Annotated in this window: 17 protein-coding genes; 9 read left to right on the forward strand and 8 right to left on the reverse strand. The window is 72.6% G+C overall.

All coding sequences use genetic code 11. From position 1 onward, the window contains the following. Window positions 1-57: 57 nt before the first annotated feature. Window positions 58-1,953, forward strand: a complete 1,896-nt coding sequence (locus ACODT5_RS05345) for a galactose oxidase early set domain-containing protein (protein ID WP_422518027.1) — start codon at window positions 58-60, stop codon at window positions 1,951-1,953. Window positions 1,954-1,969: 16 nt separating this feature from the next. On the opposite strand, the gene ACODT5_RS05350 is transcribed toward ACODT5_RS05345, so the two are convergent. Both ACODT5_RS05350 and ACODT5_RS05355 read right to left on the reverse strand, forming a co-directional pair. Further along, a complete protein-coding gene (locus ACODT5_RS05350; RefSeq protein WP_422518028.1) occupies window positions 1,970-5,368 on the reverse strand; it encodes a CARDB domain-containing protein in 3,399 nt (1,132 codons plus the stop codon). 171 nt (window positions 5,369-5,539) lie between these two features. Continuing rightward, entirely contained in the window at window positions 5,540-6,145 is a 606-nt protein-coding gene (locus ACODT5_RS05355; protein WP_422518029.1) for a TetR/AcrR family transcriptional regulator, read from the reverse strand. 129 nt (window positions 6,146-6,274) lie between these two features. On the opposite strand from ACODT5_RS05355, the gene ACODT5_RS05360 reads away from it, so the two are divergent. Next, a complete protein-coding gene (locus ACODT5_RS05360; protein ID WP_422518030.1) occupies window positions 6,275-7,744 on the forward strand; it encodes an MFS transporter in 1,470 nt (489 codons plus the stop codon). A gap of 85 nt (window positions 7,745-7,829) precedes the next feature. Continuing rightward, the gene (locus ACODT5_RS05365; protein WP_422518031.1) at window positions 7,830-8,963 is read left to right on the forward strand and encodes an FAD-dependent oxidoreductase; all 1,134 of its coding nucleotides are present in this window, start codon (window positions 7,830-7,832) and stop codon (window positions 8,961-8,963) included. Here ACODT5_RS05365 and ACODT5_RS05370 read toward each other — a convergent pair. Next, window positions 8,951-9,565, reverse strand: a complete 615-nt coding sequence (locus ACODT5_RS05370; RefSeq protein WP_422518032.1) for a HutD/Ves family protein — start codon at window positions 9,563-9,565, stop codon at window positions 8,951-8,953. The genes ACODT5_RS05365 and ACODT5_RS05370 overlap by 13 nt on opposite strands. A gap of 137 nt (window positions 9,566-9,702) precedes the next feature. Continuing rightward, the gene (locus ACODT5_RS05375; protein ID WP_422518033.1) at window positions 9,703-11,250 is read right to left on the reverse strand and encodes an MFS transporter; all 1,548 of its coding nucleotides are present in this window, start codon (window positions 11,248-11,250) and stop codon (window positions 9,703-9,705) included. 143 nt (window positions 11,251-11,393) lie between these two features. On the opposite strand from ACODT5_RS05375, the gene ACODT5_RS05380 reads away from it, so the two are divergent. The 4 genes from ACODT5_RS05380 (at window position 11,394) to ACODT5_RS05395 (ending at window position 13,991) form a co-directional block, all read left to right on the forward strand. Continuing rightward, a complete protein-coding gene (locus ACODT5_RS05380) occupies window positions 11,394-11,837 on the forward strand; it encodes a MarR family winged helix-turn-helix transcriptional regulator (protein WP_422518034.1) in 444 nt (147 codons plus the stop codon). 136 nt (window positions 11,838-11,973) lie between these two features. Beyond that, the gene (locus ACODT5_RS05385) at window positions 11,974-12,165 is read left to right on the forward strand and encodes a DUF5302 domain-containing protein (protein ID WP_243333056.1); all 192 of its coding nucleotides are present in this window, start codon (window positions 11,974-11,976) and stop codon (window positions 12,163-12,165) included. A 330-nt stretch (window positions 12,166-12,495) separates the two neighbouring features. Beyond that, entirely contained in the window at window positions 12,496-12,906 is a 411-nt protein-coding gene (locus tag ACODT5_RS05390; RefSeq protein WP_422518035.1) for a rodlin, read from the forward strand. Window positions 12,907-13,079: 173 nt separating this feature from the next. Continuing rightward, on the forward strand, window positions 13,080-13,991 hold the full coding sequence (locus ACODT5_RS05395) for a glycoside hydrolase family 19 protein (RefSeq protein WP_422519560.1): 912 nt from the start codon (window positions 13,080-13,082) through the stop codon (window positions 13,989-13,991). A gap of 36 nt (window positions 13,992-14,027) precedes the next feature. Here the strand turns inward: ACODT5_RS05395 and ACODT5_RS05400 are convergent, their stop codons facing one another. Both ACODT5_RS05400 and ACODT5_RS05405 read right to left on the reverse strand, forming a co-directional pair. Beyond that, complete coding sequence (locus ACODT5_RS05400; protein WP_422518036.1) at window positions 14,028-16,820, reverse strand: helix-turn-helix transcriptional regulator; 2,793 nt, start codon at window positions 16,818-16,820, stop codon at window positions 14,028-14,030. A gap of 259 nt (window positions 16,821-17,079) precedes the next feature. Continuing rightward, window positions 17,080-18,843: a S8 family peptidase gene (locus tag ACODT5_RS05405; RefSeq protein ID WP_422519561.1), complete on the reverse strand. Its 1,764-nt coding sequence runs from the start codon at window positions 18,841-18,843 to the stop codon at window positions 17,080-17,082. Between the two features lie 481 nt (window positions 18,844-19,324). On the opposite strand from ACODT5_RS05405, the gene pip reads away from it, so the two are divergent. After that, a complete protein-coding gene (pip, locus tag ACODT5_RS05410) occupies window positions 19,325-20,245 on the forward strand; it encodes a prolyl aminopeptidase (RefSeq protein WP_422519562.1) in 921 nt (306 codons plus the stop codon). Window positions 20,246-20,314: 69 nt separating this feature from the next. On the opposite strand, the gene ACODT5_RS05415 is transcribed toward pip, so the two are convergent. Further along, window positions 20,315-21,067 carry a DUF1838 family protein gene (locus ACODT5_RS05415; RefSeq protein ID WP_422518037.1) on the reverse strand — a complete coding sequence of 251 codons (753 nt, stop codon included), beginning with the start codon at window positions 21,065-21,067 and terminating at the stop codon, window positions 20,315-20,317. A gap of 113 nt (window positions 21,068-21,180) precedes the next feature. Here ACODT5_RS05415 and ACODT5_RS05420 point away from each other — a divergent pair, with 113 nt between their 5' ends. Beyond that, window positions 21,181-21,519 (forward strand): putative quinol monooxygenase, encoded by a 339-nt coding sequence (locus ACODT5_RS05420; RefSeq protein ID WP_422518038.1) that lies wholly within the window; start codon window positions 21,181-21,183, stop codon window positions 21,517-21,519. Between the two features lie 7 nt (window positions 21,520-21,526). Here the strand turns inward: ACODT5_RS05420 and ACODT5_RS05425 are convergent, their stop codons facing one another. Beyond that, window positions 21,527-22,885 carry a tetratricopeptide repeat protein gene (locus ACODT5_RS05425; RefSeq protein ID WP_422518039.1) on the reverse strand — a complete coding sequence of 453 codons (1,359 nt, stop codon included), beginning with the start codon at window positions 22,883-22,885 and terminating at the stop codon, window positions 21,527-21,529. Between the last annotated feature and the right edge of the window lie 121 nt (window positions 22,886-23,006).

Here is a 23,006-nt window from a genome sequence, read left to right on the forward strand (position 1 = left end):
CATCCCGTTATTTCCTATGCTGAGCGCCCTACGGAACCGCCCGCGCCGAGGAGCCCCATGCGCCGCCTGCACCGGTCCGCCCTGCTCTCCTCGATCGCGGTCGTCTCCGCCCTGGTCCTCGCGACCGCGCCGGCCGCCGCCGGGACACCGGGGCACGACACGGACGGAAGGACCACGGCGACCGCGGGGACCGGAGGGGCCGCGGGGACCGGAGGGGCCGCAGAGACCGCGGGGACCGGAGGGACCGCGGGGACCGACCCGGCCGAGGCCGCCGTGATCGGCGCCGGCCACGCGCGCGCCCACGCCGAGCTGCGCCGGGCGGCCAAGGGCGCCGTGGAGTACCCGCAGTCCCGCCGCAACACGAGCCTCGCCTCGCTCACCGGCTCGCAGCGCGAGGCCAACTCCGCCTTCGAGGCGGCGGTTTCGGGACGCTTCGCCGAGTACTTCCCCTCCCCCGACTTCGGTGTGCACGTCGCCCAGCTGCCCACCGGCAAGGTGCTGCTCTTCTCCTTCTCGCGGGTGGAGACCGACCCCACCAAGGAGACCGGGCCCACGGACCGGATCGGACCGGCGAACGCGGGCCGCGCCTACGTGTGGGACCCCGCGAAGGGGACGGGCGCCCGGGCGTTCAAGAAGGTCACCCCGCCCGTGGTGCTGATGCCCGACGGTACGCACGCCCCGCGCCCCGCGCCCTTCTTCTGCGCCGGGCACTCCTTCCTGCCCAACGGGATGCTGGGGGTCTTCGGCGGCAACACGGGAGGCAAGGGCGGCAGCGGGGCGAAGCTGTCCTTCGTCTTCGACCCGTGGACCGAGGGCTGGTACCGCAACCGCGACATGGCGGTGGGCCGTTGGTACCCGTCGGTGGTGACCGGCGCGGACGGCCGCCAGATCATCATGTCGGGCCAGTCGGAGCGCGGCACGGGGACACCCACCCCGGTGGTGGAGCGGTTCCCCGCGCCGGGACAGCCCGTGCCCTGGCGCCCGTACGACATCCCGCTGGACCTCTCCGTGCAGCGGATGCGCTCCGACGCGGCGTTCCGCAACGACTACCCGCACCTGTTCTCGCTGCGCGACGGCATGATCTACGGCCTGGGGCGCGACGCCGACCAGCAGTGGCTCTTCGACCCGCGCACGCAATCCCGTACGGACCTGCCCAGGCGGCCCGCCGATTTCCGGGGCTACGGCTCCGCCGTACCGCTGCCGGCGGGGTTCCGCGGACCCGACTCGGTGCTGGTGCTGGGCGGGGATCCGCTCGACCCGAACACCTACCGGCTGTCGGGCGGGGCCTGGACCACGGAGGAGCCGCGCGCCTTCGGCCGGACCCAGGACGACACGCTGGTCCTGCCGGACGGCACGCTGCTGACGGTCAACGGGGCGAAGGACACCAGGGATTACGGGTTCGGGCCGTTCAACCCGAAGGCCGATCTGAAGTTCCGCCAGACCGAACTGCGGGGCGGCGACGGGCGGTGGAGGCTCGGTCCGGCCCAACGGCTGCCGCGGGGCTACCACTCCAACGCGCTGGTGCTGCCGGACGGCCGGGTCATGGTCACCGGGGACGAGCTCCAGCAGATCGCGAACGACCCGGACATCAAGGACGGCATGGACGGCTCGATCGAGATCTACGAGCCCGCCTACCTGCACCGGGGCGCCCGGCCCGTACTGGACCGGGTCCCGGCGGGCGAGATCGCCCACGACGCGGAGTTCTCGGTGGAGAGCCCGACGGCAGCGGGAGTACGGCGCGCCGTACTGCTGGCGCCGACGACCGTCACGCACGCGGTCAACACCAGCCAGCGCCATCTGGAGCTGCGGATCACCGGTGTCCGCGGCCGCACGATCGGACTGCGGGCGCCGGCCACTGCGGCCGACGCCCCGCCCGGGTACTACATGCTGTTCCTCCTCGACGCCCGGGGCGTGCCCGGTACGGCGAGGTGGGTCAAGCTCGGCCAGCGGTGAACGGACCCGCCCGGAGCTAGCCGCCGGTGATGACGAACTGGGAACCGGGTTCGATCAGGATGTTGCCCTGGGCGGATCCCGTGATGGTGACGTTGGACAGGATGGCGTTGCCACGCGCTCCGCCCATGCCCAGGATGCCGGAACCGTTGTTGGACTTGTCGATGGTCACGTTCGTGATCTTCACGTCGGGCATGACCCCGCCGCCGGTCTTGAACTGGATCCCGTCGTAGGTGGAGTCGTGGATGTCGGTGTCGCGGATGACGACACCCGGGATGGGCAGGTTCGACGGGAACAGGGTGATCGCGCCGAACTCCTGGTCCTCGTTCCAGAAGGCCCCGCCGGTGCGGAAGAGCCCGTTGTTCGCGATCAGGGTCTGCCCGGAGAAGGGCAGCGGGTCGTGGTCGGTCGCCAGCATGATGGCGGGGTAGTTCATGGTGTCGTAGATCAGGTTGTTCTCGATGGTGTTGCCGTAACCGCCGTAGATGGCGATGCCGTTGGCGCGCCACGGGAGCTGGATGGTGTTGTTGCGGAAGTGGTTGTCGTGGCCGATGTCGACGGACTGGTCCTTCACGTACTTGCTGGACCACACCGCCAGGGCGTCGTCACCGGTCGTGCGGAAGGAGGAGTTGAAGACGGTGGAATTGCGCGTGCCGTTAGCGAAGTTGATGCCGTCGGCGTACGTGTCGCGGATCCGCATGCCGTTGAACTCGATGCCGTCGCCGGGTCCCCACAGGGCCGGGATGTTGTCGTAGTCGCGGCCGACCCAGACGCCGACGTTGGCGTGCTCGATCCACACGTTGGTGATCTTCGTGTTCTTGCCGAAGCGGCCGTTGAGGCCCACGCCGCCCTCGGCGTTGCCGTCACCGCCGCGGATGCGGCCCGATCCGAAGATCGCGATGTCGGATATCTGGGTGTTGTCGTCGATCTCGAAGCCGAAGTTGCCCTCGTGCGGGTGGTTGATGCCGCCGGCGTCCTGCGGCTGGGTGAGCGTGTAGAGCTGCGAGTGCCACATGCCCGCACCGCGGATGGAGACGTTGCTGATGCCCACCTGGTTGAACTGCCCCCGGTTCAGCGGGTCGTCGGTGAGGATCTTCTGCTCCTGGCGCCACTGGCCCTGCGGGATCCAGACGCAGGCGATCTGACCGTTCTGGTCCGCCGTCACGGCCTTCTGGAGGGCGAGCGTGTCGTCGATGCCGTCGTTCGGGATCGCGCCGTAGTCGGTGATCGAGGTGCACTCGGCGGGCTTGGGCGCCGCCGGGGCCACCTGCTCCAGGTCGATCAGGTCGATGACGTAGTACGAGGCCGTGTCGCCCGCGTCGCGCTGGAGGCGGAAGGTGGTGCCGGGCGGGTAGCTCTGCGCGAGCAGGGCGTGGGACTCGTCGAAGAGCCTGCGGGCGTCGCCGCCGGGGGTGTTGGTCAGGCCCTCGGGGCTGTCGGTGCTGCCGTAGAGCCAGCTGTGCTTGGAGGAGAGGGTCAGCTTCTGGGCGAAGCTGCCGTTGACGTACAGGCTGATCGTGGCGTCGGCGCCGCCGCCGCTCGCGGCGTCGGGTACCGAGTTGCGCACGACGATGGAGTTGGCCTGGTTGGTGGAGGTGAACTGTACGTACTGGCCCGTCGAGGAGAGGCGTACGGACTCGCGGCCCGAGGACTCCGTGGCGAAGTTGGTGTGCCCGAAGGTGCGCTTGGCGTCGCTCTGCAGCAGGGTCCCGGTGTAACTCCCGGACTCCGCCTCGTACTCGGTGTACGGGAGCGCCGACCCGCGGCCGACGACCACGGCGCGGGAATGGCTGTTGTTGGTCTCGTTGGTCTCGGCGACGAGGCCCGTCCCGTCGGCAGTGGCGGTGAGGGTGGCTCCCCCGCTGACCGCCGTCCAGGTCCCGTTGATCGGCACGTTGACGGTCGCGCCGGCGGCGATCGCCGGGGTGGGGCCGTTCAGGGTGGTGGAGCCGGCGACCAGCCGGGTGATGCTGCCCGCACTCACCGCGGCGGTGCCGCGGTTGCGGACGGCCACGGTGAAGGAGACCGGTGCACCCACGGCCGGGTTGGCCGGGTTGGTGGTGATGGAGAGGGCTTCCAGGTCGGGGCCCGGCGCCTGGCCGACGACGAGCTTCGCGGCGGCCGTGCGGCTGTTGTTGGTGTCGTCCTGCTCGGGGACGCTGCCGGCCGGATCGACCACGGCGGAGACGGTGTAGCTGCCCATCGGACGCTTGCCGACGGCGACCGGGACGGTGGCCGAGGCTCCGGCCGCGAGGGCGCCGACCGGGGCGCTGCCGGCGGCCGCGCCCTCGAGGCTGACGTTGACGGTGGTGGCCGGGGAGGCGGCCGAACCGGCGTTGCGGACGGTCGCGTTGACCGTGACGGCGTCGCTCTCGGAGGGGGTGGACGGGGACCAGGCGAGGTCCGTGACCGTCAGGTCCGGGTTCGGGGCGGCGGCGCCGATGACCTGGAACTCGGCGGCCTGTCCGCCACCGGCCCCGGTGTTGCCGGAGAACTTCAGCTGGACCTCTGCGAGCTGGCCGGTGACGGGAACGGTCACGGTGTTCTGGTTGCCGGCCGGGCTGAACGCGTAGTCGGCGCGGGCCTTCAGGGTGGTGAACCCGCTCGCCGACTGCTCCCGGCCCAGGACCTCGAAGCTCTGGGTGCGGTTGCCCCAGGCGGGGTCGGGGTTGAGCTTGAGGACCACTCCGGTGACGTCGGCGTTGGAGCCGAGCTTCACGGTCAGCGTGGACTGCTGGCCGCCGGCCTCCCAATAGCTGGTGACGCTGTCGTCGTTGGCGTTGGCCGCGACGAACGACTGGGTGATCGAGGAGGCCTCGATGGGCTTGCCCTTGGCGAGGTTCACGCCGACGGGGGGCGTACCCGGATCCCCGGGATCACCCGGGTCGCCGGGATCGCTGCCGTCGGCGGAGTACACCTCCAGCTCGGATATCTGCGCGGCCTGCCAGCCCGTGTTGGCGGTGACGCTCACCCGCACGTAGCGGACCGTCGCGGCGGTGAACCCGATGGTCACCGTGTTGGACTGGGCGGGGTTGAACACCCGTCCCGCCGAGGCGGACAGGGTGGTGAAGGTGTTCCCGTCGGTGCTGCCCTGCACCGCGAGCGTCTCGGTGCGCGTCTCCCAGCCGGCGGGCAGTTTCAGCACCACCTGGTCGACGGCGACGCTGCTGCCGAGGTCCACCTGCACCCACGTCGGGAAGGTGCTGCCGGGCCCCTCCCAGTACGAGCCCTGGTTGCCGTCGGCGACTCCCTGGGCCCCGTACCCGCCGAGGGATCCGCTCGCGGAGACCGCCTTGCCGAGTGCGAGGTTGGGGCCGCCCGCCGCGGCGGCGAGGGTGACGGGCAGGAGCCCGGCCGACATCAGTCCCGCGACCACCGTGCCGGCCAGCATCAGCCGACCGCCTTGATTCCATCTCATGCTGTCCTCTGTTCCATGAGGGGACCGGCCCGACGCAGCCGCGCCTGCCGCAAACTTGCGCACCGTTATTAATTTTTTGAGTGATCTGATCGCAGTTATGCGGCCATGGCGCCACAGGTTTCTAGCAGATGACGACTTTGTCAACGCTTCACGCACAGAGGGGAGTTCGGGTCAGACCCCGGGCCAGCCGCGCTCCAGGTGGTCGAAAGCCGCATCTAGGGCGCGCCGCGGGTCCGGGCGCATGCCCGCGAGATCGGGAATCTCCAGGACGTAGCGGGCCAGGATGCGCAGCGAATCGTCGTCGGCCAGGCGTCCGCACTCCTCGGCGATGACCCCGGCCAGCGCCTCCTCGCAGCCCGTCCACATCCGGCGGGCGTAGGCGCGCAGTGCGGGCGTCGCGACGACGAGCCTGGTCTTGAGCAGGAACTCCGGCGCCGGATCCGGATCGAAGGGGCCACGGCCGGCGAAGAACGCGCGCAGCGCCGCCAGGACCGACACCCCGTCGGCCCGGCCGCGCACCGCGAGGGCGAGGGACTCCTCCCGCTCGGCACCGTCCTCCAGGATCAGCGCTTCCTTCCCGCCGGGGAAGTGTGCGAACAGGGTCGTCAGGGCCGTGTCGGCGGCCTCGGCGACCTCGGCGACCTTGACCTGGTCGAAGCCCTTCTCCAGGAAGAGCTGCAGGGCGGCGTCGGCGAGGGCCTGCCGCGTTGCGGCCTTTTTGCGTTCGCGTCGCCCGGGGCCGTCAGGTTCTGCCGCTGCCTTGTCCATGCGTGTCATGCAACCAGCATAGAGCCGGACTCGCTAGCCACTCCGAAAGTGTAGCGATTGCACTTTCATAGTCGCTGTGCTCTTCTGGAAGAGGGGCCGCCACGCCTCACTCCCTCCCCTCCCGATCCAGGAGCCGTCATGTCTTCCACAGCCGAAATCCGGCCCCCGCGGCCCCCTCTGCGGGCCGCCTCCCTCTCCACCACCGCCTTCTGGCTGATCCTCGGGCTGGTCCTGCTCGCCGACTCCCTCGACATGATCGACTCCACGGTCACCAACATCGCGGCGCCGACGATCGTCCGGGAGATAGGCGGCGGCGAGAGCCTCATCAAGTGGCTGGGCTCCTCCTACACCCTCGCCATGGGCGTGCTCCTGGTCGTGGGCGGCCGGCTGGGCGACACGTTCGGACAGCGCAAGCTGTTCCTGATCGGGATGGCCGGATTCACCGCCGCCTCCGCCGTCTGCGGGCTCTCGCCCGACCCCGCCCTGCTCATCGCGGCCCGCGTGCTCCAGGGCGCCTTCGGGGCCCTGCTCATCCCGCAGGGCATGGCGATCATGACGAGGTCGTTCTCCCGCGAACAGCTGGGCAAGGCCTTCAACCTCTTCGGCCCGCTGCTCGGCGCGGCCACCGTCGGCGGCCCGATCCTGGCGGGCTTCCTCATCGACGCCGACCTGGCGGGCCTGTCCTGGCGCCCGGTCTTCCTGATCAACCTGACCCTCGGCGTCTTCGGCACCTTCGCCGCCGCCCGGCTGCTCCCCCGTGACCCGGGCGACCGCTCCCTGAGCGTGGACGGCGTGGGCGCGGCGCTCCTCGGCCTCACGATGTTCGCCCTGATGTACGGCCTGATCGAGGGTTCCACCCACGGCTGGGGCGCGACGGCGCTCGGCTCACTGACCGCCGGACTCGTCTTCCTCGTCCTGTACGCGCGCCGTCAGCGCACCGCCGCCGAACCCCTCATCAAGCCCTCCCTCTTCCGCAACAAGGGCTTCACCTCGGGCCTGTTCGTCGGAATGCTGTACTTCGCGGTCACCAGCGGCCTGCTCTACGTGACCTCCCTCTTCATGCAGCAGGCACTGCACTCCACCCCGGGCGACACCGCCCTCGGACTGCTGCCGCTGACCCTCGGCATCATCGCCTCGGCCGTCGCCGGCATGGCCGGTCTCACGCGCAGACTCGGGCGCACGCTCATCCTGGCGGGCATGCTGCTCACCCTCGCGGGCGCCGGCTGGCTCCTGGCGCTCGTCCTGACCCGCGGCACGGACCTCACGCTGTGGGCGATGGCTCCGGCCGTCTTCGTCACCGGTCTCGGCATGGGTGCCTGCTTCGGCACGATCTTCGACATCACCCTCGGCGACGTGTCCGCCGAGGAGGCCGGCAGCGCCGGCGGTTCCCTCACCGCCGTGCAGCAGATCGCGAACGGCATCGGCTCCGCCGTCGTCACCACCGTCTACTTCCACGCCGGCTCCCCGGCCCACGCCATGGCCCTCAGCCTCGTCGTCGTCCTGGCCGTCACGGCCGCCTGCCTCCCGGCCCTGCGACTGCTGCCCCGCGCCGCGCAGGCGCAGGCGCAGGCGGAGGCGGAGGCGGAAGCAGTGGCCGTGGCGCCCTGACCCGCCGGCCACGGCTCCTCACCTCCCCCTGTCCCTGTCCCTGTCCCTGTCCCTGTCCCACCAGCCTCACCCAAGGAGCAACGCCATGACCACTCCCCACCACCCCGTCGCGATCATCGGCGCCGGACTCGGCGGACTCACCCTGGCCCGCGTCCTGCACGTGCACGGAATCGAAGCGGCCCTCTTCGACCTCGACGCCTCACGCACCGCCCGCGACCAGGGCGGCATGCTCGATCTGCACGAGGAATCCGGCCAGGCCGCCCTGCGCGCGGCCGGACTCCACGAGGGCTTCCGCGCGCTCGTACTCCCCGGCGGCCAGGCCATGCGCATCCTCGACAGCAGCGCGGCCGTCCACCTCGAACACGCCGATGAGCAGGACGGCGAGGACCGCGGCCGTCCCGAGGTGCACCGTGCCGCACTGCGCGACCTCCTCCTCGATTCGCTCCCCGCGGGAACGGTCCACTGGGGGGCCAAGGCCACCGGCGTACGGGCCCTCGCCGACGGCGTCCACGAGGTGACCCTGGCCGACGGGTCCGTCTTCACCACCGGCCTGCTCGTCGGCGCGGATGGCGCCTGGTCGAAGGTCCGCCCGCTGGTCTCGTCCGCGCTCCCCCGGTACTACGGCCTGTCCTTCGCCGAGGCACATCTGTATGACGCGGATGTCCGTCATCCCGCGAGCGCGGCCCTGGTCGGCGGCGGATCGATGTTCGCGCTCGACGAGGGGCTGGGACTGCTCGCCCACCGGGAGCCGGGAGGGACCCTGCACGTGTACGCGGCCCTGCGGACCGGCGAGGACTGGGCCACCGGTTGCGCCCCGGCGATGGAGGCCGTCCTGGAGCGGTTCACCGGCTGGGACCCGCGGCTGCGCGCGCTCGTCGCCGACAGCGACGTCCCGCTCGTGGGCCGGCCGATTCACGCACTGCCGGTGGGCCACCGCTGGGCCCGCACCCCCGGCGTCACCCTGATCGGTGACGCGGCCCACCTGATGTCCCCCTTCGCCGGGGAGGGCGCCAACCTGGCCATGCTCGACGGCGCCGAGCTCGCCGCCGCCCTGGTGGCACGCCCGGGAGACCCGCAGAGTGCCCTCGCCGCGTACGAGGAGGCGATGTTCCCCCGCTCCGCGGCGGCCGCGGCCGAGTCCGCGGACAACCTCGGCCTGTGCTTCGGCGCCGGGGCGCCCCGGACCCTGGTGGAGCGGATGCTCTCCTACGCCGGCTGAGTCCGGCCCGGCTCCGTCGGGGCGGCCGGGGCCGGGGCGAGGCGGACCACCGCCGCACGCCCGGAGCTCCGTAGCAGGACCTCCCGCGCCCCCGTCATCAGGACGGCGTCGTACGGGCCCAGTTCTGCTGAGCCGTCGACCTCGGCCCTGCCTTCCAGGGCCACGATCAGCAGGCTCTCGCCGGGCCGGACGGCGAGCGCGAGGTCGCCCCGTACGACGGCGGTGTCGGCGCTCACCGCGCCCCGCCGGTACATCACGTTGAAGTTCACCACCGGCCCGGCCAGCAGCCGGCAGTCGGTCGGCTCGTCGCCGGGGAACCGCTGGGGCGCGTAACGCCGGTCCACGAGGCGTCGTACGCCGCCGATCTCGAGGTCCATGCCGGCACCCTCCGCGAGGGTGAGCGTGCGGTCGACGCCGGGGAACACGGAGAAGGCGCCGTCGGCGGTGACCTCCGCGAGGCTGACCCGCCAGCCGAAGTCGTCCATCCCGGAGCCCTCGGGGCCGGCGGCGATCTCGCGGGTCACTCCCCCGCCGTTCTTCCACCGGGCCGCCGGGCGGTCGGCCGCCCGCAGGATCCGGATCGTTTCTTCGCTGCTGGTCATGGCACCCTTCCGGCTCCGGTGACACGCGCCCCGGTCCGGCCGAGCCTATCCAGCCGGAGGCGGGGACCACATGAGGCCGCCCCCGGGCCGCCGCGGGTGAGCGGCGGCCCGGGGGCGGCTGGGTCGTCCCGTTCCGATCAGACGTCGGCCTTCTCGGCCGGGCGGGCGGACACGCTCGCGGCGGAAGCCGGGGAGGAGACCGGGGACGCACCGCCGCCCGCGACGGCCGGCGCCGGGGCGTCCGTCCGCGGGCCGTGTGCCCCGCGCAAGCCGATTCCGCTGATCAGCGCGACCAGGCCGAAGGCCACGGCTCCGATGGCGAAGGTGAGGGTGAAGCCGGATTCGGCGGGCAGTGCGGGAACTCCCGCCGGGAGGTGTTCGATCGTCTTCGAGGCCAGGATGGTGGTCACGATCGCGCTGCCGATCGCACTGCCGGTGGAGCGGGAGATCGAGTTGATCCCGTTGGCGATGCCGCTCTGGTGGTGCGGAACGCTCGCCATGATCACGGCAGGCATCGCCGCGTAGCCGAAGCTCACGGCCGCGCCGACGATGAGGCCCGCGCCGATCACCGAGGCGCTGTGCCCGTGGTCCAGGGCCAGCCACCCGAAGCCGGCGGCGCCGAGGGCCGCGGCCACGGCCAGTGCGGCGCGCGGCCCGCGGTGGCGGACCAGCTGTCCGCCGATGGGCGAGGCGAGGAGCGAGACGATCGCGCCGGGCAGCAGGAACTCCACGGAGGCGCGCAGGATGGAGGCGTCGAAGCCGTAGCCGGTCAGGGCCTTGGGCATCTGGACGAGGTAGGAGACGCCCAGGAAGTTCGCGAACATGCCGAAGCCGACGAGGATGCCGGCCAGGTTGGCCATCAGGACCGGACGGTGGACGAACATCCGCATGTCGACGAGGGGCTCGCGGACCTTGAGCTCGGTCAGCACCCAGACGGCGGTCATGACGACGGCGCCGGCGAAGCTGCCCAGCGTACGGCCGGACGCCCAGCCCCACTCGTGGCCCTGGGAGATCGGCAGCAGGAGCAGCAGCAGGGCGATGCCCAGGGTGAGCGCGCCGAGGAAGTCCGTACGGCCGCCGGTCTTGTGCCGGGTCGCCGGAACCAGGAAGACGACGGCGAGCAGCGCGAGGACGGCGAAGCCGGTGGCCATCCAGAAGGCGTTGCGGTAGTCCGCGTCGCTGCCGGAGGTCAGCAGGCCGGTGGCGACGAGCGCGAGACCGCTGCCGAACGCGAGGGTGCCGCTGACCAGGGCCATCGCTCCGGGGAGCTTCTGCGGGCGGACCTCTTCGCGCAGCACCGACAGGGCGAGCGGGAAGATCGCGGTCGCGGCGCCCTGGAGGACCCGGCCCAGGAGGAGCAGGGGGAGGGAGGACGCGAGCGCGGCGATGACGGAGCCCGCGACCATGACGCCCAGTACGGCCACCAGCGTCGGCTTCTTGCCGTGCTGGTCGCCGAAGCGGCCCAGCAGCGGGGTGAAGACGGCGGCGGACAGCAGGGTGGCGGTGGTCACCCAGCTGACGTTGGCGGTGGTGGTGCCGAGATCGCTGCGGATCAGCCCCAGGATCGGGACCGGCAGCGTCTGCATCATCGACACGACCATGGCGGCCAGGCTCAGGGCGAAGACGATGACCGTCTCGTTGCGGTGGCCGCCGGCCCGGGCGGTGGTGGAGGGAGTGGGGCTCATGGCAGGGAGGACCTTCTCAGTGCTTCAGATCGCAGATGTTTGACGTCATCAAGTACTTCGACTCCAGCAGACGGTAGACCTCAATAGTTAAGGTGGTCAAGTAAAAGGTTGCCCATGTCAAGCACCTTGAGTACGCTCCGGGTATGAGCGCCACCACCCCCCACGCCGTCCCGACCAAGCTCGAGCTGCTGGAGCTGCTCGCCGCGATCGGCACCGCCCAGTGGCGGGACTTCGCGGGGGCCGCCGCACACCACGGCCTCACCTCCACCCAGGCCAAGGTCCTCGCCCAGCTGAACGGCCCGCTGCCGATGCGCGGCCTCGCCACCCTGCTGGTGTGCGACGCCTCGAACGTGACCGGCATCGTGGACCGACTGGAGGCCCGCGAGCTGGTCCGCCGCGAGCCCGACCCCGCGGACCGGCGCGTGAAGAACGTCGTGGCCACGGAAGCGGGCCGCGAGGTGATCCGCCGCGTGCGCGAGGAGATGCAGGCCACGCACGGCGCCCTCGACACCCTGGACGACACCGAGCGCGCCACCCTCCACGCCCTGCTGGAGCGGCTGCGGCCGACCCTGGAGAAGGACGCCTGAGGGCGGGTCCGAGCTGCTCGGACGCCCTTGCGGCACCACTGCGACGCCACTGCGAAGCCGGATCGCCCGAACGCGTTGGCCAGGGGAAACACCACCTGACAGACTGCAACGGCTTCAGAACATTCCAGGAGGACGCATGTCAGAAGAATCAGACACCCCGCAGAACGAGTCGCCGGCCGAGGAGGCCAAGCGCAAGTTCAAGGAGGCCCTGGAGCGGAACGCCGCCAATGCCCAGTCGCAGCAGGCACACCAGAGCCGGGCGAAGATCCAGGGCGCCGGCGGCAACCCCGGGGGCAAGAACAAGAAGGTCCGGCGCAAGACCGGCTGACCGCGGCGGCGTCGCATGGCCGCGCCGCCGCCCCTGCCGACCCCGACGGGGCCCGGGACCCGCATACGGTCCGGATCCGGTCGGGGACGGCATCCCCCGGCGCGCGGGGCGCGAACCCGGGGCGCACGTGCACGTACGCACCCGGGGAACGGGATCCGCCCGCCCGTCGGCGTTGGGTCAATCGGCCGACGCGCGACCGCACCGGTGGAGTGCAAGGTTGAGCCAGTCGGGTGATGGGTGATAACCCCCGGTGTCCACGGCAGTTGAGCAGCTCGTCCCGCCGAGGGCAGCTATCTCATGCGACAGTGCGACAGAAGAAGGATCTCCCACATGCTCAAGAAGTTCATGGCCACCGCAGCCGCCACCGCCGCCGTTCTGGGTGCCGGTGCCGCCGTAGCCTCCCCGGCGATGGCGATCGGCAACGACAACGGCGTCAACACGGTCAACGGCAACGAGTCCTCCCAGGTCTACGGCAACCAGGAGACCGCCGGCTCGATGAGCCCGCAGATGTCCGCCATCCAGGGCTCCCTGAACAAGCTCTGTGTCGGCCTGCCCGCGAAGGTCAACGCCCAGTCGATCCTGGCCCTGGTCAACGTCGGCGTCCAGGACATCCCGATCGCGTCCAACCCGCAGAACCAGCAGTGCGCCGAGAACTCCACCCAGGCCAAGGGTGACGAGACCGCCTCGCACATCCTGAACAACATCCCGGTCCTCTCCGGCAACCTCTCCGCCGGTAGCTGACCCAAGAACCGAGCGCCGGTGCACCGCCCTTCGGGGCGTGGCACCGGCGCTTCGTTTTGGTCTAGACCTTGACAGGTCCAGACCATCCTCGCTTCAGTGGGCGCAGTCGTATGTCGACCGTTGCCCCCCACGGCAACTCCCCCCGCTGAAGGAGAACTTCCGTGATACGCACCCTGCGCCGCCGCGCCCTGACGCTGGCCGCCACCGCGGCCGTCACCCTCGGCATCGCGATCGCCCTCCCCTCCTCCCCCGCCGCCGCGGCTCCCGCCTGCGCCGGCGCGTGGGCGACCTCGGCCGTCTACACCGGCGGCATGAACGCCTCGTACGGCGGCCACAACTGGCAGGCCAAGTGGTGGACCCAGGGCGAGACCCCGGGCACCACCGGCCAGTGGGGCGTCTGGTCGGACCAGGGCGTCTGCGGCGGCGGAACGACCCCGAACCCGGACCCGACCACCCCCAACCCGTCCGGATTCGTGGTCAGCGAGGCCCAGTTCAACCAGATGTTCCCGAACCGGAACTCCTTCTACACCTACAACGGCCTGGTCGCGGCCCTGTCGGCCTACCCCGGCTTCGCCACCACCGGTGACGACACCGTCAAGCGGCGCGAAGCCGCGGCGTTCCTGGCCAACGTCTCGCACGAGACCGGCGGGCTGGTGCACATCGTCGAGCAGAACACCGCGAACTACCCGCACTACTGCGACGCGAACCAGCCCTACGGCTGTCCCGCCGGGCAGGCCGCCTACTACGGGCGCGGGCCCATCCAGCTGAGCTGGAACTTCAACTACAAGGCGGCCGGCGACGCCCTGGGCATCAACCTCCTGGCCAACCCCTACCTGGTGGAGCAGGACCCGGCCGTCGCGATGAAGACCGCGCTCTGGTACTGGAACACGCAGAACGGCCCGGGCACGATGACCGCCCACGCCGCCATGGTGAACGGCGCGGGCTTCGGCGAGACCATCCGCTCCATCAACGGCGCCCTGGAGTGCAACGGCGGCAACCCCGCGCAGGTGCAGAGCCGGATCAACACGTACCAGAGCTTCACCCAGCTCCTGGGCGTGACCCCGGGCAACAACCTGAGCTGCTGAGCCGGGCCGGCGCACCTTCGGTCAGCAGGTCTCAGGTCAGCTCGTCCGCAGCGTGGTGGCCAGCTGGGCCCGGGACCGGACGTCGAGCTTCTGGTAGATCCGGGTCAGCCGGGCCTCCACGGTCTTCACGCTGACGAAGAGCTTCGCCGCCGCCTCCTGGTTGCTGGCGCCCTGGGCCACCAGCACCGCGAGGCGGGCCTCCGCCTCCGTGAGGGCGGCCAGGGGCCGGGCCCCGCCGCCGCCCTCACTCCCGGACGGCGACGGGGACGGCTCCCGCGCGAGCTCCGCCCAGGGGGTCGCGCCGGCCCGGGCGAAGGCCTCCGCGGCCGCCGTCAGTGCGGCGCGCGCGGGTGCGCGCCGCCGGCGGCGGCGCTCCACCCGGGCGAGCGCGAGCAGCGTACGGGCCCGCTCCAGGGGCAGTTCGAGGCGCTCGAAGCGCTCGGCGGTGTCCTCCAGGAGGGCGACGGCCGCCTCGGCGTCGCCGTGCGCGGACAGGCACAGCCCGCGGGCCCGGTCGAGGGCCGCGATCACGCTGGTGCGGCCGAGCGCGAGGGCCGTCGTACGGACCCCGGCCTGCAGCTCGGCGGCCTCGTCGGGCGCGTCGGTGGCGACCAGGGCTTCGGCCAGCTCCCCGTGCCAGCGCAGGATCGAGGGGTCGACCACCTGCTGGGCGGCTTCCAGTTCGGCCACGCGGCGCAGGGTGACCACTGCCTTCGCGGCCTCGCCCGTGGCCAGCTCGACCAGGCCGAGCACGTACAGGCCACGGGAGAGGAAGACCTGGTCGTGCTCCTCCTCGGAGGCCTGGATGCCGCGCCGGGCGTAACCGGCGGCGCGTGCGAATCCCCCGCCCATGGCCTCGGCCAGGGCGGTCAGGTACCAGGCGGGCCCGGGCGACAGGCCCGCCTCGACGGTCAGCCGCAGGGCGTCGCGGGCGTGCGCCCTGGCCGCCGCGCACCTGCCCCGGCGCAGTTCCACCTCGGTGAGGCTGCGCAGGACTTCGAAGACGTCCTCGGCGGATCCGGTGCGCCGCACCACGGGCAGCAGCACCAGGAGCTGGCGGCCCGCGTCGGCGAGCCGGTCGTCGAAGAGGGCGTGGCGGACGGCGAGGTACTGCGGGGCGTTGCGCATGCCGAGGGGTACGTCGGGTGCGGGCAGGACGAGTGCCTCGGCGAGGATCTCCTCGGCGTCCGGATCACCGAGGATGCGGCCCATCCGGGCCCGTACGGTCAGCGCCATGGCCTCCGCTACCTGGTCGCCGCCCGCGCGGGCCAGTACGCCGGCCTGCGCGGCGGCGTCGCGGGAGCGGACGGGATCGCCGTCGCTGAGGTTGTGCTTCCAGGCGAGCCGCAGCCGGATGGCGGCCTCCAGCGCGGGGTCTCCCTCGGCGTCGGCCGTGGCGTGCGCGAAGGTCTCGTCGAGGGATCCGAGGGCCTGGCCCTCGGCGTCGATGACGGCGAGGCGGGCCCGCACCCGGTCGGCGGGCGAGGCGTCGCGGGCGAGTACGGCGCGGGTGGCGCGGCGGGCCAGGTCTGCGCGGCCGGCCCAGCCCGCGTCCTCGGCGGCGCAGACGAGCCGGGCGAGTTCCGCGGCGGGCAGGTGGCAGGGGGTCCGGTCGGCGGCGAGCAGGCCGAGCTCGGCGGCCAGGGCCCGCTGGCCGCGGCGCCTGCAGGAGGCGGCGGCCTCGCTGATCTCGGCGGCGAGCTGCTCGTCGGGGGCGTCCACGGCGAGCGCGCGGTGGCGTACGGCCTGGACCGGGTCGTCGACGGCGGCGGCCAGGGCGGCGTGCCCGGCGGCGCGTTCGGGCCAGCCCGCGTCGGCGGCCAGCGCGGTGGGCAGGGCCCCGGCGGTGAACCGGATCGTGCCGTCCTCTTCCACGGTGAGCAGCGCGGCCCGTTCGGCCACGGCGAGCTCGGCCTCCGCGTCCGGTCGCCCGGCCCGCCGCAGCAGCGCGGTGGTGGGGCGCGCGGCGAGGGCGGCGTACAGCAGGGTCCGCCGGGCCTGGGCGGGCACGACGCCGAGGAGACGGCGGGCCACCTCGCGGGCCTGGCCGGAGACGGGCAGCGGATCGGCGTGGTGGGCGCCGCCCTCGCGGGAGCCGGCGGCTTCGGCGAGGGAGTGGCCCAGCGCCAGGGCGAGGCGGGGGTTGCCGCCGCTGGCCTGGTGGATGCGGCCGGCGAGGCGGGCCGGCAGTCCGCGGCGCACGAGCAGTTCGGCGACGTCGTCGGTGCCGAGCGGGGGTACCCGTATCTGGGGGGTGTCCGGTCCGCAGAGGGCCTCGCTGAGCGGGGCCCCGCCCTGGACGCATTCGGCGGCGAGGACCCGTACCCGCGGCGGGGTCAGGCGCAGGGCGAAGCGGAGCAGGTCGGTGCTCTCCGCGTCGAGCCACTGGGCGTTGTCGAGCGCGAGCAGGACGGGTCCGCGGTCGGCGAGGCCGCGCAGCACCTCGACGACGGCGAGGCGCAGGGCGACGTGGTCGCGGCCGGCCCGGGGCGCGTCGGTTTCCCGGCGCAGGAGGGCGATGGCGGTGCGCTGCGGGCCGGAGAGGCTGTCCAGCGCGGTGGCGGGCACGGAGGCGAGGAGAGCGGCGGCGGAGGCTTCGGGTATCCACCGGTCGGTGGCTCCGGGGGCGAGGCACAGCACGGTTTCGTGGCGCAGCGCGGCGGCCTCGGTGAGGGCGCGCAGCACCTCGGTCTTGCCGGAGCCCGCGGGTCCGGTGAGCAGGGCGCGCCCGTGCGTGGTCAGCGCGCGGTCGACCGCCTTGATCAGTTCGCCGTTTCCGACGGTCGGGAGTCCGACGGTCGTGTCAGCGTGTCCCGTCGACACCACCACGCACAGCCACCAGCCTCTCGCTTGCCCGTTCCTGTGCCCTTCCTGTGAGACGCGACAATACGAGGTCGGATGCCCGGCGGACCCGGATTGTGACGCAGATTCCAGTCACGTGACAGGAAAACCCGCCGGACCTGCCGATACGCGGTGCATCGGCGGGTCCGGCGGGCTCGCTTGGTCCGTACTATCGCTCCGTCAGAGGGAGTTCAGGACCGGTCGGGCTGGGGTGTGGGGGGCTGGGTGGAACCGGGTGGGACCGCGCTCAGAAGGCGAGGTTCCAGGAGTCGATCTTGCCGATGTCGCCGCCGGCGTTGTCGTTGACGCGCAGCTTCCACGTGCCGTTCGCGACCTCGGTGGAGGCGTTGACGGTGTAGGTCGTGGCGATGTTGTCGGCGCTGCCGCCGGTGCGGTTGTGGAGCGTGTACACGGAGCCGTCGGGGGCGACCAGGTCGACCTTGAGGTCACCGATGTAGGTGTGGACGATGTTCACGCCGACCTTGAGGGTGGCCGGGGCGTTGCCGGTGACACCGGTGACGGTGATCGGGCTCTCCACGGTGGTGTTGTCACCGATCGCGAAGTCCGTGGTGTTCTCGAAGCCCGGGGTGGGCGGCGTCGAGGTCACGGCGGCCACGGTCGCGGCGGCGTCGGCGAGGCCGGTGCCGCAGCCGCCGGTGCAGGTGCCGGCCAGCGGGCGGGTGTTCGCCTTGATCGCGGACTCGATCTGGGCCGGGGTCAGCGCGGAGTTCGCCGACTTCAGCAGGGCGGCGAGGCCCGCGACGTGCGGGGCGGCCATGCTGGTGCCCTGGTAGGGCTCGTAGTTCTCGGCGCCGGGGGTGGTGGCGCCGGTGTTCAGGGTGGACCAGATGCCGTTCTCGGGCGTGGTGATGGTGCCGGGCGTGTCGGTGGCGCGGCGGGTCTCACCGCCCGGGGCGGCGACGTCGATGATCGCGCCGTAGTTCGAGTAGAAGGAGCGGTCGCCGGTGCGGTTGCTGGCGGCGACGTTGATCACGTTGTTGCAGCTGGCGGGCGAGAAGCCGGCCGCGTCGGAGTTGCTGTTGCCGGCGGCGACGACGACGGTCGTGCCGCGGCCGACGGCGGCGTTGATGGCGTTCTGGTACGTGGCGGTGCAGGCGCCCGAGCCGCCGAGGCTCATGTTGATGACCTTGGCCGGGGTGGCGTTGGCCGGGATGCCCGAGACGGTGCCGCCGGAGGCCCAGGTGATGGCGTCGACGATGTCCGAGGTGGCGCCGCCGCACTTGCCGAGGACGCGGACGGGCTGGATCTTCGCGCCGTACGCGATGCCGGCGATGCCCTTGGAGTTGCTCGTGGCGGCGGCGATGGTGCCGGCGACGTGGGTGCCGTGCCAGGAGGAGTCACTGGCCTTGGAGCCGGTGCCGCACTCGCCGGCCGCGCTCCAGTCGCCCTGGTCGGCCGGGTTGTTGTCGCGGCCGTTGCCGTCGCGGGCGGCGGTGGAGCTGGCGATGAAGTCGTAGCCCGCGACCACGTTGGCGGCCAGGTCGGAGTGGGCGACGTAGCCGGTGTCGATCACGGCGACCGTGACGCCGGAGCCGGTGGTCGTGTCCCAGGCGGCCGGGACGTTCATGCCGGCGGCGGGCTCGAAGAGGTCCCACTGCCTGGCGTACTCGGTGTCGTTGGGGGTGACGGCGAGTGCGTAGGCACGGGAGTCGGCCTCGACGTAGGCGACGTCGGGGTCGGCACGGAACTGGGCCATGACGGCGGCCGCGTCGGCCGGGGCGCCGAGGGTGACGAGGGCGGCTCCGGTGCCGAGGCGGCGCTCGAAGGTGGCCTTCTTCGAGGCCTTCTTGCCCTTGGCCGCCACGTCGGCGGCGGCGGCGGAGTTGGAGCCCGCCTCGGCGGCCGAGGACTTGTACCCGACGATGAGGTTCTCGACGGGGGCCGCGGCGGCGGGGGCGCCGGCAGCCGGGAGCTGCGATCCGGGGGCGGGATCCGCGGCGGACAGCGCCAGGGAGGTGGTGGCGGTGCCGGCGAGCAGGGTGACGGACATCGCCACCACGGATATGAGCCTGCGTCGTCTGGATGCGTGCACGGTGTTCCCTTTCGCGGGCCGCCACAGAACGCGCCGGGACGGCCGGTTGGTGCAGTGTGGGAGGTTGACCGGCGGCCGCGGGACCGGAACGGGCTGGTCAAGCCCGCCCGGCCACCGCTGCTGCACACCACGTCGTCGCCCGCCGCAGCGTCGGAGCTGGGCAACGGTGGCACCGGCGAAGGACCGAGCGTCGAGCTTCGCGCCATGTGGGGTGGGCGCGGGGGCTGTTCGGACGGGGAGGATCGCCGGTGGGCAGACAGTAGGCAAAGCGGGGATGAACTCGATACGGGGAAAACCCTTGTCCGCACCCTGGGGAGGGCATCGTAGGGTGGCCGGAAGCCGACGGGGCCGACGGGAAGCGGCGGTCCGGGACGGCGAGACGAGGAGGTCGGGAGGGGTGGCAGAGCTCTACCCGCCGGTCGAGCCCTACGACAAGGGGATGCTCGACGTCGGCGACGGAAACTTCATCTACTGGGAGGTCTGCGGCAATCCGGACGGGAAGCCCGCTCTCGTGGTCCACGGCGGTCCCGGGTCGGGGTGCTCCGAGCAGGCCCGCCGGCTCTTCGATCCGGCACGCTACCGGGTGGTCCTGTTCGACCAGCGGGGCTGCGGCCGCAGCACCCCGCACGCGAGCGATCCGGCGACCGACATGCGCTTCAACACCACCGGCCACCTGGTCGCCGACATGGAACGGCTGCGCGAGCACCTCGGCATCGGCCGCTGGCTGCTGTACGGCGGCTCGTGGGGCTCCACCCTGATCCTGGCCTACGCCGAGCGGCACCCGGAGCGGGTCTCCGAGATCGTCATCGCGGCCGTCACCACCACCCGGCGCTCGGAGATCGACTGGCTGTACCGCGGCGTCGGCCGGTACTTCCCCGAGCAGTGGGACCGCTTCCTCGCCGGATCCGGTGGCACGGCGCGCGACGGCGACCTCGTCGGGGCCTACGCGCGCCTGGCGGCCGATCCCGACGAGGAGGTGCGGGCGAAGGCCACGGCGGACTGGTGCGCCTGGGAGGACGCGGTGCTGTCGGGCGAGACGGACGTCGCCGCCCGGCCGTACACCGGCCGCCCGCCCGCGGCCCGGGTCGCCCTCGTCCGGATCTGCTCGCACTACTTCTCGCACGGTGCGTGGCTGGAGGAGGGCGAGCTGCTGCGCGGTGCCCACCGGCTGGCCGGGATCCCGGGCGTCCTGATCCACGGCCGGCTCGACATGGGCAGCCCCCTCGACACGGCCTGGGAGCTGTCCCGCGCCTGGCCCGGCGCGGAGTTGACCGTGGTGGAGGAGGCGGGCCACATGGGCGGAGCGGCCACCCTCGGCCACGTGCTCGGGGCCCTCGACCGGTTCGCGGCCGACGGCTGAGAGCCCGCCGGGCGGGGCCGGCCCGGGCGAGACCCTCGGGCGGGGCCGGCCGGACCTGCCGCGCTCGGCTCAGGCGCCGGGCAGGCCGGACGGCGGGTTGAGCCTGCGGAAGTACGTCCAGCTGGTCTCGTTCGGTTCCGTCCACCTCTCGGGGGCGTGGGCGAACTCCGGATGACGGGCCGCGATGTAGGCACGGGTCCGCTCCGGGACCTCCGCGTAGGAGTCGAGCTTGCGGCCCCGGCAGTGGAAGGCGAGCCCGCCGGGGCGCGGGCCCTGTTCCATCCAGGGGAGCCAGGGCGACATCCGGGTCCAGGACATGGTGGACGGGACGCTGGGCTCGCCGGTGGCGAGGACCGAGGCGGGGGCGAAGAACTGGAAGAGCTCCAGGGCCCGGTAGGTGTCGTCCGCCGAGTTCGCCGGGTACTGCGCGACGGGCAGCGGGGAGGGGTAGGCGAGCGGGATCTCCAGGCTGAAGCAGACCTGGTCGCCCAGTTCGGTCATGGGGACCGGGAAGGGACGCCACTTCTGGTTCGCGGGGTCGTTCCAGACGTGGACCACGGGCTTGTCCTCCCAGGTCTCCAGGACCTCGCGGGTCACCGGGTCCAGGTAGAACGCGGCCTCGCGGGTGAGGAGCTGGTAGGTCCCCGGTGCCTCGTCCTCCACCAGCCGGGCCACGTTGAGGCCTTCGAATCCGAAGAGCCGCCGGTAGGGCTCACCGGGGGCCCAGGAGTGGACGTCGCCCGTCCACCAGAAGGTGACCTCGGTTCCGTCGAGGGAGGCGCGCGTGCGGGCGAGGGCCTGAAGGAGGTCTTCTGGTGTCATACCGGGCCAGTCTGCGCGGTCGGCCCGAAACGGGCAAGGACCGGACCGGCCATGCGGGAGCCCGGCGGAAACGCCTTTCCGCCGGCCGGCCCCGTCGATCTAGTCTTCGGATCATGACCATGCCCATACCCATGCCCTTGCCCTTGCCCGCGCCATCGACGGTCCGACTCCTGATCCTCATCACCACCCTCCCGGGTCGCGGCCGGGAGCAGATCGACGCCTACGAGCGCCTCGCGCCGGTCGTGCGGGCCGAAGTGGGGTGCGTCCGCTACGACATGCACCGGGTGAGCGGCGATCCGGACCGGTTCGCCCTCATCGAGGAATGGTCCTCGCGGGCGGCCCTCGCCGCGCACGACGTCACCCCGCACATGATCGAGGCGGACGCGGCGAGCCCCGCGTTCCGTGCGGGACCCGCGGAGGTGATCGAGCTCGACGCGGCACCGCTGGCCTGAGCCGGGATCAGCGGAGCTGGGAGCCGCCCGGGCCGAGGAGTTCGATCTCGCGGGCGGCGCGCGGGGAGTGGACGCCCCGGTTCAGGGCTTCGGCGTGCCGCAGTTCGGCGGCGGCCTCCCGCTCGTGGCCGCCGAGCCGGTACAGCCGGGCCCGTTCCACGTGGGTCAGCATGATCGCGCGTTCCTGCTGGGCGGGGCGGGAGGCCAGTGAGGCGTCCAGGGCAGCGTGGGCCGCGCCGTGGTCTCCGAGCAGGCCGAGGACCACCGCGCGCTTGAACTCCAGTGCTGCCGGGCGGTAGGTGTGGAAGGGATCCGGCTCGCCCGCCGCGGCCCCCTGCGCCCGGTCGGCGGCGTCGAGCCAGGCGAGGGCCTGGGCCCTGTCCCCGAGGGCCGCGTGCACCTGGGCCGCCTGGGCCGCGACGAAGGCCCGTACGGCGTCGGGGGCGCCCGGGGCGATCTCCAGTGCCTGGCGTACGTAGGAGAGGGCGACGGACGGCTGGTTCTGGTCCAGGGCGTCCTGGCTGAGCATGCGCAGGGCGATGGCCTGGGTGGAGGGCTCCCCGGCCAGCTCCGCGAGCGAGGCGGCCCGGCTCAGGGTCCGCCGCGCCTCGGCGAAGGAGCACTGGTCGGCGTAGCTGCGGGCCAGGAGCAGCACCGTGCGCGCCGCGTGGCCGATCTCCAGGGCGGACAGGGAGCCTTCGTCCCCGGTGGCGGTGAGGGCCGTACGGAAGGTGCTCTGGAGGTACGCGAGGAGTACGGGCGCGGTGGCGTCCCCGCCTAGGGCGTCGACCTGGCCGGTGAAGAAGCTCTCGGCGGCCCGGCGCAGTTCGGTGTGGGAGAGGGCGGGGACCTGGCCGGCATCGGGCCGGTCGCGCTGTTCGGGGACCCGGTGCGCCTCACCGCCGCTGCGGGGCCTGCGGTGCGGGTGCAGACCGGGCACGGTGGCGAGGAGCTCCGCAGCCAGGGCGTGGAGTCCGGGGGCCGGATCACCGCCGCCGGAGGGGTCGGTGCCCGGACGCGCCGGGGCGGTGTGGTGCGAGCCGGTCTGGTGCGAGCCGGTCTGGTGCGAGCCGGTACGGTTCGAGCCGGTGCGGTGCAGCGCCGCGTGGTGCAGGCCGGCGTGGTGCATGCCGATGTCGGCGGGGCCTACGGGGCGGTTCAGCCGGGCGGCGAGGATCTCGCAGAGGAGGCCGGGGACGGGGTCGCGCGGGGTGCTGCCGCGCAGCCAGTGGGCGACCGAGGTCCGGTCGTACCCGGTGGTGAGGCCGGCCGCCTGCGCGCTCGTGTTGAGCCGCCGGGCCAGGGCTTCGTAGGTCCAGCCGGTTTCTCTGATCAGGCGGTGCAGGAGGTGGTTGGCAGCGGGCACGGCGGTGGTCCTTCGTTGCGATGCGGGTCGCTCGAGAAGGTTGCTTTGCCGTATGAACAGTCAAGCGGGGGCAAAGGTTGCGGTCCCCGGGCCGCGGGGCCCGCGCGTGCAACACCTTCAA

The organism is Streptomyces tatrensis, from assembly GCF_049310065.1.
Taxonomy (GTDB): Bacteria; Actinomycetota; Actinomycetes; order Streptomycetales; family Streptomycetaceae; genus Streptomyces.